Genomic DNA, 14,277 nt, shown 5'->3' with positions numbered 1-14,277 from the left:
ACTATGCCACCACGTATTTTTGATCTTCACACCGGCGTCTGGCGCCTGTTCCTGATAATTGTGATCGCACTGATCGCCGCTGGATGCACCCGGGAAGATACGCCGCAAGCGCCCTCTCCCCATCGCCTGATCGCCAAACCCTGCTGGTTTGATTCCGAGCCCGACTGGCCCACCACCCAGTGCTATATGATGGAAGTGCCGGAAAACCACGACAAACCGGCGGGGCGGAAAATCCAGTTCCCGGTGGTACGCTTTTTTGCCGAGATCAACGACCCGGACAAAGAACCCCTCCTCCACCTGGGTGCGGGTGGCCCCGGGGCCAGCATGGGGCTTGAACCGGAAAATGCCAGCGAATGGCTATGGGCCAATTACGCCGGCATGACCGTGGAAGACGGCCGCGACCTGATCATTATCGACCCCCGCGGCACCGGCATGGCCAGCCCCAAACTCGCCTGCGACGAATTCATCAAAGACGCGAACCTCGCATTTACCCGCAACCTCAGTACCGATGAAGAGTCCCGTGTATTCACCTACAGCATCGAGCGCTGCTATAGCCGTCTGAGCGAAACGGCCGATTTGGCCTACTACAACAGCGCCACCGTGGCCCGGGATGTGGAAGCGCTACGCCAGGCGTTAGGTGTTCCCCAGCTCAACCTGTACGGGGTGTCCTACGCCAGCCGTTACGCACTGACCATCGCACGGGACTTCCCACAGTCCGTGCGCGCAATGGTGCTGAACAGCGCCGTATTCCCGGACATCATCTACACCCAGCAGCTGCCGGAAGACGTCATCGACGCTTATCAGCGGGGGCTGGATTACTGCAGTGACGACAAGACCTGCAACAAGCAGTACCCGGACCTGAAGCGACGCCTGGAAAGCCTGGTGGATCAACTCGACGAGAGCCCACTCACCGTCGAGACCAGTAATGTCCACCCGGGCAAGCAGTACCCTTTTGTGCTCACCGGCCAGCGCCTGCTGCGGGTACTGTTTCAGGCCCTGTACAACGAGCACTTCTACAATGAATTCCCCGCGATTATCGAAGAGCTGGAATCACAGCAGGCGGGACTGCTGAAACCCTCCATCGCCAGCTTTATGGGGCTGGTACTGGACCCGAACTTTGGCGACGCCGCGGGCATCAGCCATTTCTGCTATGAAGAAGCCCCTTTTGTCGATTTTGACCAGGCACGGCACTCCGCGGCCAACAGCGGCATCCTCGGGGGCTCCGTGCGCTCGGATATCGACATGATGCAGGTGCAGTGCCGTATCTGGGCCATCCCCTCCGCCTCGCTGTTGGAATCCCGCGCGATCAAAACACAGGTTCCCACCCTCGTCATGCACGGTGCGCTGGACCCGGTACTCTCCGCCAAAGACGCCGACAAGGCGCGCAAGAAACTCCCGAACCACCAATGGGTACTCTTCCCGAAACTGGCCCACGACGTCATCTCTGCCAGCGATTGCGCCGAGCAGGCCGCCGCAAGTTTCCTCGACGCCCCGGAACAACCAGTCACTGACATGGCCGCCAGCTGCCGCAAAGAGGAACTGGCGCGCATGGCAGAGCTCGAGAAAAAGATCGCAGAACTGGAGGCACAGCGGGAAAACGAGACTCCCGCCGACGCGCCAGATGAAGCGGTGCGGGGAGCAGCGGAAGATGAGTCGCAGCGCAACCGCAAAGTCCCGGCGGGCAACCGCTATTCAGAATCGCACTGACGCTGGACAAATTCGTTCACGGGGCTTAATTTGGAGCCCATAACGACTATAAAACGCAGTAGCTATGACTTATCAGGGTGTGATTGAAGTTACCGAGCTGGCCGAGCTTCTTGATCGACAAAATCAGGGAAGTGGTCAACTGGTCATTCTCGACTGCCGCTACGACCTGGCCGATACCACGGCCGGCGAGCAGGCATACCTCAAAGCGCATATTCCCGGCGCCCGCTACGCCAGCCTGCACCGGGATCTCTCGGCGCCATGCGACCGCTACGGTGGCCGCCATCCTTTCCCTTCCGCCAAGCAGTTTTCAGAGTGCGCTCGTACCGCCGGGATCTCCGCGGATACCCAGGTCGTGGTTTACGATGACCAGCGTTTTGCCTTTGCGGCCCGCGCCTGGTGGCTGCTGCGGCATTTCGGGCACACCGACGTCGCCATTCTGAACGGCGGGTTCAAGGCCTGGAAAAACGCCGGACTCAAGCTATCTGAGGGTGAGGAACAGGCGGTAGCGACCGGAAGCTTCACGGCCTCTGGCATCGCGGATGAACTCTTACACTACGACGATCTGTACCCGCGCCTGGACAACCCGCCCTGGCAGCTGGTGGACGCCCGGGAAACCAAACGTTTTCTGGGAAATGAAGAGCCCATCGACCCTATTGCGGGACATATCCCCGGGGCCGTCAACAAGCCCTGGCAGGCCATCACGGATGATGAGGGGTATCTCCAGCCGGTGGCGGCCCTGCGTGAAAATTGGCAGAGCATCCCGGCGGACGACGACATTGTGTGTTACTGCGGGTCCGGCGTTACCGCCTGTGTGAATCTATTCTCCCTGCACCTGATCGGCCGCGAGGCACGGCTATACCCGGGCAGCTGGAGTGACTGGTGCGCGCATATACTCCATCCGCGCACCGAATCGGCCTGAACCCGCTACCCGCCCCCAGTAGGGGGGCATCGGATCAGCGCAACAGACAGGCGCCGGTTCCCGCCAGGCCACAGTAACCACCCGGGTTCTTGGCCAGATACTGCTGATGATCTTCTTCGGCGTAGAAAAAGGTCGGCGCCGGTTCAATTTCCGTGGTGATGGCCCCAAACCCTTTCTCTTCCAGCGCTTTCTGAAAGTCACCCTCAGATGCCTGGGCTTGTGCGAGCTGCTTCTCGCCAAACGTGTAGATACAGGAGCGATACTGGGTACCCAGGTCGTTGCCCTGGCGCATCCCCTGAGTCGGGTCGTGCTCTTCCCAAAAGCGGCGCAACAACTCTTCGTAGCGGACTTTTTCCGGATCAAACACCACCAGCACAACTTCCGCGTGCCCGGTTCCACCACTGCACACTTCCCGATAGTTGGGGTTGAGGGTATGCCCGCCGGCATAGCCTACCGCCGTCACGTACACACCTTCGATCTCCCAAAAGAGCTGCTCGGCACCCCAGAAGCAGCCCATGCCGAATATCACCTGCTCCATCCCCTCGGGAAATGGCGCGACCATGGAATGGCCAGACACAAAGTGTTTGCCGCTGATCGGCATCGCATCCGGGCGACCGGGCAGCGCCTCTTCAGCGCTCGGTATCTGGGTCTTTTCAAAGTGCATCAGGTTTACCTCTGGATTTGGCTGGGGATTTAGCTCGGGGATTTGGCGGTAAGAAACAAGCGCCACAGCGGACGGACTACTCGCCCGCAAGCATAATACAACCGCGGGCCGCCATCGGGCGCTGAGTCTGCCACTCGAAATACTGCGCGTCGAGCTTTTCCTCGGCGCGCTCCGCCAGCTCCCGAAATGGCGGCCGACCGGGGTCTACAAGCATTATTCGCCCCACACCGGCGCGCATCGCGCGGCGGGTCAGGTTATACAGCGGCCCTTGCAGCTTGTCCCAGAAACAGATATCGGTGCCAATCACCGCATCGAACTCCGTCAGTGCAACCTCTGTCACCTTTTCGTAACGGCACTTCCAGGTGGTGATGCTTACATTGTTCAGTTCTGCATGGTATTCCGCAAAAGGAAAAACACTGGGGTCTGCATCCAGTGAGGTCACTTTCGCGCCGAATTCCTTCGCACAGAAGATCCCCCCCAGCCCCCAGCCGCAACCGAGATCCAGGACCCGCGCGCCTTTTTTCAGCGGGTGTTTTTTCAGGTAATCCATGGTCAGGCAGGAGCTCTTCCAGAATTTGTTGCCGTGCAGGCTTGCATCACCGGCTTCGCGCCGCAGCCGGCGCATATCCGGGTGCGCATTTTTGCGCACGGTCAATCCAAACATCTGACGGCTGAGAGAATGACTTTCTACCAAAGTGTTCCCCTAATGGTTTCTGAGAATTGGTATTCACAACGCTGTAACGAACTGGGAAAAGCATGGCGCCCCGTACGTAAATTTCAACCCGCCTTTAAATCCAATTGGAAAAAGCAGGTTGCGGCAGCTTCCACAAAATTAATGCAGTGGCTGCCATTTCTGCGAAGTGTACCCATTCTGCCGAACCTCTTCAGGCATCTGGTCTACTTTTGCAAAAGAGCCGCTGCCGGCTTCGGCAACCGCTTGCGACATTTCCGCCCAGTTGAACCGATCTTGTAGGCGAGAGTACAGCATGAAAAAAAATATCCGCACGGCACTCTTGGCAGCCTCCACTATCACTGCGATATCCACTGCGAACGCGGTACCCATATACCAGTCCAACCAGGTCACCCTGTATATGGAGGGCTACTTCACCGCGCACATGGTGAATACTTTTGGCGACACCACGATGCAGGACGGTGCATCCCGTATCCGCTTTGGGCTCAATGTGCCTGCCTATGACGAGTGGGACACCGGGTTCAATCTCGAATGGGGTGTACGAGCTATCAACGCCGCGCAGGATCTGGTGATCCAGGGCGACCAGCAGGCGTCTCCCGGCGAAGAGCGGCAGTCGCTTTTCCTCCGCCAAGGCCACGCCTTCGCAAAACACCCCAAATGGGGAGAGTTCTCTGCCGGCAAGCAATGGGGCGTGTATTACGAAGTCACCTATATAACCGACTGGTACAACGTATCCGGCGGCCTCGCCAGTGGCACATACGGACTGAACAGCGATGGAGGTGCTGCAGGCACCGGCCGTGCTGACAGCGCCCTCGCATGGCGCAAAGCCTGGAAGTTCAACGCCGGCGAATTCAAGATCGGGTTGCAGTACGCGGCCCACGTCGCCGACCTTGAAATCAGTATCGACGATTTCGCTGGCCCCAATACGATAATGGAGTGCCCACCAGGTGACTGTGAGTACGGTATCAGCGAGGGCATTGCCGCTGTCTACCGGGCAGACATCGGGGATGGTCTGTTTCTCGGTGCAGCGTATAACCGGGTGAAGCTGGACATCGCCACCCAGAATGGTCTGGTCTTCGACACCAGCAATGGCGAGCGCCGGCTGATTCGCGACGACATCGCATTCAATTCCAGCAGCAACGACTGGGCCACGGCGGTGGGCATCTATTACGGACAGGAGGCGTTTGCCAAGGGTTTTTACGGGGCCGCCGTATTCCAGCGCTCTCAGAACAACCAGCTGGCACCAGCCGGCTCTGTCGTGGGCATCACCAACTTTTTCGACGCCAAAGGCTCCGAGTCTTTTCTCAGCTACACCTGGGGACGCGACAACTGCTATTCGTTTTACGGCGGACACAACCTGCTGGTATCTGACGACCCCGAGTTTGATGCGGCACTGGTCGAAGCCGACAAGTACCGGCTCGAACAGTACTACCTGGGATTCCAGTACCGGTGGAACGAACGTGTGCGTATTTACTTTGAAAATGCCTTCGACGGCAGCAATGTCGTAGCAGCGCCCGAGTTCGACAGTTTCAACGCCATCGGCATTCGGATCGACATCTGATACGCTTGCGGCTCAATATTTCACCCGGGAGCAGCACACCTTGGGCCGCATGATTTTACTGATTGCCGTAGGCATTTTTGTCTGGCTGGCGATTCAACAATTCAAATACACCCCGCCAGAACGTCGGCGCAAGCTTATCCTCCAGTACGTGCTGATTGCCCTTGCACTGGCCGCCGTACTTTTAGCCATTACCGGACGTCTGCACTGGGTGGGCGCGGCAGTGGCTGTGGTACTCCCCGTCCTCAATCGCCTGTGGAGAACCTTTGGCCGACACCTGCCGTGGATCACGCCACTGATCGCCAAACATGCGCGAGCGAAAGCCGAAAAAGAGCAGGCCAAACAGTCTGGAAAAACGAGCCAGGGCGAGGAACGTACAGCCCAGCGCCCCAGTGAACCACAACTCACCGTGGCCGAGGCACGCAAGATATTGAGTGTTTCCGCCAGCGCCACCAAAGGTGAGATCATCGGCGCCCATCGCAAACTGATCCAGAAATTCCACCCGGACCGCGGTGGCAACGATTATCTCGCCTCTCGTATCAATGCCGCCAAGGCGCTGCTGCTGAAGCAGCTGGAGCAGTAAATCCCTTCAGGCTCGCCGGCACAACAGATGGACATAGCGAGCCAGCTGGCGGTAGGGATCGATCCGTGAGTACGCCAGCTCCTTTTCCACTATCGCCTCCGGCGGCAACTTGTCGCGCATTTCCGGCGTCATGAAATCGTGGAAACAACGAATGCCACTGTGCGCCACCAGCGACAGACCCGCTTGCTCTACCCACCCCATTACATCTTCTGGCAGCAGAGGGTTTTGCGGCGTCAGGCTACCGGGATGTCCACCCCAGTTCCCACTCTCGTGGTTGCGATCCAGCTGGCGCAGGCTGCCGCGCTGCAGCAGACGGAACTCCAGCGCGCGGCGATTGTAGAAGGTAAGGGAAAGATAACCGCCGGGCACAAGGCACTCGGCCAGGTGTACCAGCGCCTGCTGGGGGTGTTCCAACCACTCCAGTACAGCGTGGCATAGCAGCAGATCTGCGGCGGAAGTGCGGGCGTCAGCACTCAGTGCCTGGAGTGGTAATTGAAGGGTTTGCACCCTGCTTTCAAGTCCGCGCGCTACCGCCTGCTCCTGAGCAAGCTGCAACATCCCGGCGGAAATATCCGTAATCCATAACTCGTGCCCGGCAGCCGCCAGGTTCAGAGCAAACTGCCCCTGCCCGCCGCCGGCATCCACCACGGTAAGACTCGACGACTGTGCCGCCCCAAGAACCGGGGCAAGGTCCCGGTTCAATATCGCCAGGCGGATATCGCCCTTCAGCCCGCCATAAATCCTTTTCCGGAAGCGCTCGGCAAGATCGTCGAAATTGCGGTCAGCCACGCTGCGCACACCAGGCAGATGAAATTTTGTGCACTTACTTGTCTCGCACCTGATCCAGAGAGCGCCCCTCGGCGGCCAGGATGACTTGTAGGGTGCGCGAGCGGAACTCGCGCATATACAGCACCCAGATCACGGCCAGATAGCCAAATACGAAGAGTACCGGGTGCACAAACCACCCCATCACTGCCATAGAGAAGTAGAAAGACCGCAAGCCATAGTTGTAACTGTGGCCAGCCTGATCGATTACCTTGGCGGCACTGATGGCGTAACGCCGACGCTCTTCCGGGGTCACCTCTTCTTCATCCACCGCCGGCGCTGCACCCAGCAGCACGTTGGCAAAGGAGTACTGGCGCAGGGACCAGGTGAAATTAAAGAAGGCGAAGATATAGATCACAATCAGCACCATGACCTTGATCTCAAACTGCTCGACGGTGGTGGTCTCGGCGAACGGCAGGCTGCTCAACACCTCTACTGCGGCACTGTTGGCAGAAAGTGCTGTCACCAGACCTGCCAGGATCAGAATACTGGTGGAGGCGAAGAAGCCGATCACACGCTCGAGATTGCTGAGAATGGCGGCATCGGGCATACGCATATCCCGCTCCAGCATGCGCAGCATCCACTCCACCCGGTACCACTGCATGGACGACGCCAGGCACCAGGCTGTTTTTGCCTTCTTGCGAGCGAATACTGTATAGCCAGCCCATGTCAGGCAGAACCCGGCCAGGCTCACGAAATCCATCCAGTTCAACGCGCGTCCCCCTATCAACTACATTTATGGCGTCAAAGAATAAGGCCAGAGTTTCGCACCGGTGTCGCAGGTGTCAACAACGGTGTGGCGGAACCAACTGTCAACCCTGTCATTTACACCGCCCGGAGCGCTAAAATGGCCGCCGATTTTGCCGGGGCCGAACCCTACACAAGCCCCCGGCAACAGAAACCTACCCATTGGAGCTGTCTTTTGAGCAACGTACACCCCGCATTCGAACCTGTTACCAGTGCCGAAATCGAATCCCTCGGCGTTCGCGTGGAAGAGTACCGCCACCGCGCCACCGGCGCCCAGCACCTGCACATTGCCGCAGACAACCCGGAAAACGTATTTCTGGTGGCCCTGCGCACCGTGCCCGAAGACTCCACCGGCGTCGCCCATATCCTGGAGCACACTGCCCTCTGCGGCAGTGACAAATACCCGGTGCGCGACCCCTTCTTCATGATGATACGGCGTTCGCTGAATACCTTCATGAACGCCTTCACCAGCTCCGACTGGACGGCTTACCCCTTCGCCAGCCAGAACCGCAAAGACTTCGACAACCTGCTGGATGTGTATCTGGACGCGGTATTCTTTGCCAAGCTGGACCCGCTGGACTTCGCTCAGGAAGGCCACCGCCTGGAATTCGCCGAAACCGAAAACCCGGACAGCGAGCTGGTTTACAAGGGCGTTGTGTTCAATGAAATGAAAGGCGCCATGAGCTCGGTGACCTCCCAATTGTGGCAGAAATTGAGTAAATATCTGTTCCCGACCACTACCTACCATTTCAATTCCGGCGGTGAGCCGGCAGATATTCCGGATCTCACCTACGAACAGCTGGTGAACTTCTACCGCAGCCACTACCACCCGAGCAACGCCATTTTCATGACCTTTGGCGACATCGAGGCGGCGGAGCATCAGGCGGTATTTGAAGAGAAAGCCCTGCACAAATTCGACCAGCAGCACAAAACCATCGAAGTCGGCCGCGAAAAACTCTATGTCGCCCCGGTCCGGGTCGAAGAACAATACCCACTGCCGGGCGAAGAAAACCTGGACGAAAAAACCCATATCGTTCTCGGCTGGCTTCTCGGGGATGTCACCGACCTGGAACAGGCGCTCACCGCCCACCTGCTGGCCGGTGTATTGCTGGATAACAGCGCGTCCCCCCTGATGCATCTACTGGAAACCACCGAGTTGGGGCAATCCCCCTCGCCGCTGTGTGGCCTCGACGATTCCCAGCGCGAGCTGGTTTTCGTGTGCGGCATTGAAGGCAGCGAACGGGCCCGCGCCGACGAACTGGAACAACAGGTTCTGAAAGTCATTCAGGATGTAGCGGAAAATGGCGTTCCCCACGAACAGGTTGCTGCAGCACTGCACCAGCTGGAACTACAGCAGCGCGAAATTGGTGGCGATGGCTTCCCCTATGGCCTGCAACTGATCCTCACCGCCCTGACCGGCGCCACCCACCGCGGCGACGCCATCGGCCTGCTCAATATTGATGCGGCCCTGGAAAAGCTGCGCGCGCAGATCGAAGATCCCAAATTTATTGCCAACGCCGCGCGCCAACTGTTGCTGGAAAACCAACACCGGGTGCGTCTGGTACTGTCGCCAGATAACGACCTGGCAAACCGCGAGGAACAGGCAGAAAAGTCGCGCCTGGCAGAAATCAAAGCCGCGCTCACCGAGGGCGAGAAAGAACAGATCATCCAGACTGCGCAGGCATTGGCCGAGCGCCAGGTACGCAAGGATGACGAATCCATACTGCCCAAAGTCGGCGTGGAGGATATCCCCCCCGAGCTGCCCAAGGTGGATGGCGAAGAAGTAGAACTCAACGGTGCCAAGGTAACCCGCTATGGCGCCGGCACCAATGGCCTGGTTTACCAGCAACTGGTCACCACCCTGCCCGACTTCACCGAGGAAGAGCGCATCCTGGTGCCCTATTACTGCCAGTCGCTCAGCGAGCTGGGTCTCGGCGACAAGAATTATCTGGAAGTGCAACAGTGGCAGGCTGCCGTCGCCGGTTCCCTGCACGGCTTTACCAGCCACCGTACCAAACTGGACGACCTGGACAGCCAGACCGGCCACTTCATTCTTTCCGGTAAGGCGCTGGCTGCAAACCAGGCCGCGCTGACCGAATTGATGCAGGCCACCATGGAAAATGTGCGCTTTGATGAGCTGCCCCGTCTCAAGGAGCTCCTGCTGCAGACCCTGGCGCGCCGCGAGCAGTCAGTGGTGGGTAGCGGTCACGCGCTGGCGATGGCTGCGGCCAGTTCCGGCTTTAATCGCGCCGCCGCGGAAGGCCATGAGTCCGGCGGTCTGCTCGGACTGCGCCAGCTCAAGGCGCTGGTAAAAACCCTCGACAGCGAAGCAGGCCTGGAAGCGCTGGCCGGTCAATTCAGCGCCATTCACCAGAAAATTCTCAACGCAAAACGCCAGTTCCTGGTGGTTGGGGAAGAAGAGCGCTTGTCCGATTTCACTGCCGCGTTGAGTCCGCTGGCCAAAGACGCACCGCAATTTGCGGAAAAACCGGAAACGCCTTTTAGCCCGCGTAAAATCCAGGAAGTGTGGATCGCAAACAGCCAGGTGAATTTCTGCTCCAAAGCCTACCCCACGGTGTCCATGTCACATCCGGATGCGCCGGCACTCGCGGTACTGGGGGGCTTCCTGCGCAACGGCTACCTGCACCGCACTATTCGCGAACAGGGCGGTGCATACGGCGGTGGCGCCAGCCACGACGTCAATATCGGCGCCTTCCGCTTTTATTCCTACCGCGACCCGCGCATGGCGGAAACCCTCAAAGACTTCGATGCATCCATTGACTGGCTGCTGAACGAATCCCACGAGGACGCCCAAGTAGAAGAAGCAGTACTTGGCGTTGTGGGCGGTATGGACAAACCGGGCTCCCCCGCTGGTGAAGCGAAAAAGGCGTTCCATTCCAACCTGTACGGACGCACCCACGCGATACGACAGGAATTCCGCCGCAAGGTCACCGACGTCACCTTGGAAGATTTGCAGAGAGTTGGCATGACGTACCTGAAGCCAGAGAACGCCAGTACGGCAGTGGTTACCGGCAGCCAGGGACGCGACGCCGGCCTGGCGCTGGATCTGCACGAAGAAAAATTGTAACCCCACGATGGTGAGTAAAACCCAGTGAACAAGAAAGACGATATTTTTTCCAGCCCTCTGGGTGAAGTGGCCGGCTTCAGCTTTGACCAGTCGGTTGTGGAAGTCTTTCCAGATATGATCCAGCGCTCGGTGCCGGGCTACACCACTATTGTGGCCATGATCGGCACCCTGGCGGAGCGCTACGCCCAGGCCGGCAGTCGCTGTTACGATCTGGGCAGTTCCCTGTGTGCCGCCACGCTGGCGATGCGTCACCGGATACCGGCAGCAGATTGCGAAATCATCGCCGTAGACAACTCCCAGGCAATGATTGAGCGCGCGCGTACTGTTCTGGCGGCCGACAGCGGCCAGATCCCGGTGCAGCTGGTGTGTGATGACCTGGAAAACGTCGCTATCGAAAACGCCTCCGTGGTGGTGTTGAATTTCACCCTGCAGTTTATTCCCACCGAAAAACGGGAAGCGATACTGCAGAAAATCTACGATGGCCTGCGGCCTGGCGGTGTGCTCATTCTTTCGGAAAAGGTCGCCTTCTCCGATCACGATCACCAGGAACTGATGATCGATCTGCACCACTCATTCAAGGCTGCGAATGGCTACAGTGCTCTGGAAATTGCCCAGAAGCGCAGCGCACTGGAAAACGTGCTGGTACCAGAAACGCTGTTCGACCACCGCACACGCCTGAAAAACGTCGGCTTTCACAGTGTCGATGTCTGGTTCCAGTGCTTCAACTTCGCCTCACTGATTGCCATTAAACAGCGAGACGAGTGACCGGAACCGATGATCGACTACACCCCGCTCTATGCTGGCCTGCAGCATATTCCCGAATTGCGCACCTGGCTTGCCACCCTGCCACAACAGATTGCCGACGGGCTCAGCCCGGCACGCTGGGGCGACCTGCCCGATTGGGAGTCAGTGCTGAAGTCTCTGCCAGATATCACCCCATCCTCCATCGAGATAGGAAGTGAAGTGCGCATCGGCAGTGCCGATGACATCACCCCGGATCAGACCGCACAACTGGAAAGCCAGTTGCAGAATCTCCACCCCTGGCGCAAAGGCCCGTGGACGGTATTTGATACGTTTATCGACACGGAATGGCGCTCCGACTGGAAGTGGGACCGTGTTGCGCCACACCTGGACGACCTCAGCAACCGGCTGGTACTGGATGTGGGCTGCGGTAGCGGCTACCACTGCTGGCGGCAGTACGGCGCCGGCGCACGCCGGGTAATTGGCATCGACCCATCGGCAAAATTTGTTGCCCAGTTTTACGCTCTGAAAAAATACCTCGGCCTCGACAAGCCGGTAGACGTTCTCCCGCTAGGTATCGAAGCGCTGCCGGAAAGCCTGCGCGCCTTCGATACCACCCTCTCCATGGGTGTGCTGTACCACCGCCGCTCGCCGCTGGACCACCTGCGCGAGCTCCGGGAAACGCTGCGCCCAGGCGGCCAGCTGTTACTGGAAACCCTGGTGATCGATGGCAAGCTGGGAGAATGCCTGGTGCCGGAAGGCCGTTATGCAAAGATGCGCAACGTGTGGTTTTTCCCCAGCACCGCAACACTGGAGAGCTGGTTGCGCAAAGTCGGTTTTACCGATGTAAAAACCGTCGATCTGGATCGCACCACCCTGGAAGAGCAACGCAGCACCGACTGGATGCGTTTCGAGTCCCTGGCAGACTTTCTCGACCCCGCAGACCACAGCAAAACCATCGAGGGCCACCCCGCCCCTTTGCGCGCCACCCTCACCGCAACAGCGCCCTGAACCGGGGGGCACTCGGTACCCTTTAGTTAGTAGTACCCCCTCAGCCCCCCGAATCACCTCCGCGACCAACTTTTCGATCTGGTTCGCAAAATTCCCTGCGCCAACAGGCTTCAAGCTAGTCGTTTGTTGCACAGCGAAAGGGAATCACCAAATAAAATCTCGATTTCCACCCCCTATATTGCGCTCAAAATCGCCTTCGGCGAACGTGTACGCCGCCGCTTGCCCACCGCCTTTTCCGGTGGGCGCTCCAGCGGGATAACTACACTTATAACGATGACCGGTGGCGCTTTATCTGCCACCGGCGCAATGGCGAGAAACCCCAGGAAACCCATGAGCATCAGTGTTTTCGAACTGTTCAAAATCGGCGTCGGCCCGTCCAGCTCCCATACCGTGGGGCCCATGGTGGCAGCGCGCCAGTTTGTCTGCGACCTGGAACAACAGGGAGCGCTGAACAAGACCGAGCGAGTTGAAGTACATCTATACGGCTCACTGGCACTGACCGGAATCGGCCACGGTACCGACATGGCCGTACTGATGGGGCTTGAGGGTGAAGCGCCCGATACCATCGATGTAGACGCCATCGAAGGCCGGCTTGCCGGCATCGAGAAGCACCAGCAGCTGATTCTCAATGGCGTGCGCGCCATTCATTTCGAGCGCGAGCGCGACCTGCTGTTCCACAAGGAAGAATTCCTCCCCCAGCACTCCAACGGCATGACCTGCAAAGCGTTTGCCGAAGGAGAGTGCGTATTTGAACGCAGCTATTTCTCCATTGGCGGCGGCTTTGTACTGTCGGAAGAAGACTTCCAAAACCGCGAACAGATCGCCACCCTGCTCCCGTACGATTTCAGCTCCGCGGAAGAATTGATGTCACTGTGCGACAAGCATGGCTGGACCATTGCCGAGCTGGCGATGGAAAATGAAAAGGCCTTCCGCAGCGAACAGGAAGTCCGTGACCAGCTGTGGAAGATCTGGGAAGTGATGGACGCGTCCATTCAGCGCGGCTGCCATCAAAGTGGCGTATTACCGGGCGGCCTCGGTGTACGACGCCGGGCCGAAGAGCACTACCGGGAATTGTCCAAACAAACCGATGAAGAGCGCTGCAAAGGCCTGTCGATTCTCGACTGGGTCAGCCTGTTTGCGCTGGCGGTCAACGAAGAAAATGCTGCGCGCGGACGGATTGTCACGGCGCCCACCAATGGCGCCGCCGGGGTAATCCCGGCCACCATCGCCTATTACGTGGAGTTTGTGCACGACCCCGAAGAGCACGGCGACCTCAAGAATCAGGTGGTGGAATTCATGCTCACCGCTGGCGCCATCGGTATGCTGTTCAAAAAGAATGCCTCGATTTCTGCTGCGGAAGTGGGCTGCCAGGGCGAGATTGGCGTTGCCTGCTCGATGGCCTCTGCGGGGCTCGCAGCCGTACAGGGCGGCACCAATCAGCAGATCGAAAATGCCGCAGAGATCGGCATGGAACACAATCTTGGCCTTACCTGCGACCCTATTGGCGGCCTGGTACAGGTGCCCTGTATCGAGCGCAATACCATGGGCGCGGTGAAAGCCATCAATGCCGCGCGCCTCGCCCTGCGCGGCACCGGCGCGCATATCGTCCCCCTGGACAGCGTGATCGAAACCATGCGCCAGACGGGGATTGACATGCAGAGTAAATACAAGGAAACGTCACTGGGTGGATTGGCAGTGAATGCTGTGAATTGCTGATCAGCGCGAGCCCGGTGCTTTTAACCT

Annotated in this window: 12 protein-coding genes; 8 read left to right on the top strand and 4 right to left on the bottom strand. The window is 58.7% G+C overall.

The genetic code is table 11. The features are described 5' to 3' along the window. Positions 1–3: 3 nt before the first annotated feature. Together Q1A74_RS03510 and Q1A74_RS03505 are read left to right on the top strand one after the other, a co-directional pair. Positions 4–1,707: an alpha/beta fold hydrolase gene (locus Q1A74_RS03510; RefSeq protein ID WP_299592421.1), complete on the top strand. Its 1,704-nt coding sequence runs from the start codon at positions 4–6 to the stop codon at positions 1,705–1,707. Between the two features lie 64 nt (positions 1,708–1,771). Beyond that, positions 1,772–2,626, top strand: coding sequence for a sulfurtransferase (locus Q1A74_RS03505; protein WP_299592419.1), 855 nt, complete (start codon positions 1,772–1,774; stop codon positions 2,624–2,626). A 34-nt stretch (positions 2,627–2,660) separates the two neighbouring features. On the opposite strand, the gene msrA is transcribed toward Q1A74_RS03505, so the two are convergent. Beyond that, complete coding sequence (msrA, locus tag Q1A74_RS03500) at positions 2,661–3,290, bottom strand: peptide-methionine (S)-S-oxide reductase MsrA (RefSeq protein ID WP_299592417.1); 630 nt, start codon at positions 3,288–3,290, stop codon at positions 2,661–2,663. Positions 3,291–3,366: 76 nt separating this feature from the next. After that, a complete protein-coding gene (locus Q1A74_RS03495) occupies positions 3,367–3,984 on the bottom strand; it encodes a methyltransferase domain-containing protein (RefSeq protein WP_299592415.1) in 618 nt (205 codons plus the stop codon). 292 nt (positions 3,985–4,276) lie between these two features. Here Q1A74_RS03495 and Q1A74_RS03490 point away from each other — a divergent pair, with 292 nt between their 5' ends. Together Q1A74_RS03490 and Q1A74_RS03485 are read left to right on the top strand one after the other, a co-directional pair. Beyond that, positions 4,277–5,542, top strand: coding sequence for a porin (locus Q1A74_RS03490; protein WP_299592413.1), 1,266 nt, complete (start codon positions 4,277–4,279; stop codon positions 5,540–5,542). 49 nt (positions 5,543–5,591) lie between these two features. After that, a complete protein-coding gene (locus Q1A74_RS03485; RefSeq protein WP_299593836.1) occupies positions 5,592–6,122 on the top strand; it encodes a molecular chaperone DnaJ in 531 nt (176 codons plus the stop codon). Between the two features lie 6 nt (positions 6,123–6,128). Here the strand turns inward: Q1A74_RS03485 and Q1A74_RS03480 are convergent, their stop codons facing one another. After that, positions 6,129–6,911 carry a methyltransferase domain-containing protein gene (locus Q1A74_RS03480; protein WP_299592411.1) on the bottom strand — a complete coding sequence of 261 codons (783 nt, stop codon included), beginning with the start codon at positions 6,909–6,911 and terminating at the stop codon, positions 6,129–6,131. A gap of 34 nt (positions 6,912–6,945) precedes the next feature. Continuing rightward, the gene (locus Q1A74_RS03475; protein WP_299593834.1) at positions 6,946–7,650 is read right to left on the bottom strand and encodes a DUF599 domain-containing protein; all 705 of its coding nucleotides are present in this window, start codon (positions 7,648–7,650) and stop codon (positions 6,946–6,948) included. A gap of 219 nt (positions 7,651–7,869) precedes the next feature. Here Q1A74_RS03475 and Q1A74_RS03470 point away from each other — a divergent pair, with 219 nt between their 5' ends. From Q1A74_RS03470 to Q1A74_RS03455, 4 genes are all read left to right on the top strand, one after another. Then, positions 7,870–10,782, top strand: coding sequence for an insulinase family protein (locus tag Q1A74_RS03470; RefSeq protein WP_299592410.1), 2,913 nt, complete (start codon positions 7,870–7,872; stop codon positions 10,780–10,782). 24 nt (positions 10,783–10,806) lie between these two features. Continuing rightward, the gene (gene cmoA / locus Q1A74_RS03465; protein ID WP_299592408.1) at positions 10,807–11,547 is read left to right on the top strand and encodes a carboxy-S-adenosyl-L-methionine synthase CmoA; all 741 of its coding nucleotides are present in this window, start codon (positions 10,807–10,809) and stop codon (positions 11,545–11,547) included. Positions 11,548–11,556: 9 nt separating this feature from the next. Next, a complete protein-coding gene (gene cmoB / locus Q1A74_RS03460; protein WP_299592407.1) occupies positions 11,557–12,534 on the top strand; it encodes a tRNA 5-methoxyuridine(34)/uridine 5-oxyacetic acid(34) synthase CmoB in 978 nt (325 codons plus the stop codon). Positions 12,535–12,864: 330 nt separating this feature from the next. Next, on the top strand, positions 12,865–14,250 hold the full coding sequence (locus Q1A74_RS03455; protein ID WP_299592405.1) for an L-serine ammonia-lyase: 1,386 nt from the start codon (positions 12,865–12,867) through the stop codon (positions 14,248–14,250). The last annotated feature ends 27 nt before the right edge of the window (positions 14,251–14,277 follow it).

The sequence above is a fragment of the uncultured Microbulbifer sp. genome (assembly GCF_947504145.1).
GTDB lineage: Bacteria > Pseudomonadota > Gammaproteobacteria > Pseudomonadales > Cellvibrionaceae > Microbulbifer.
This window is presented reverse-complemented; position numbering and strand designations above follow the sequence as displayed.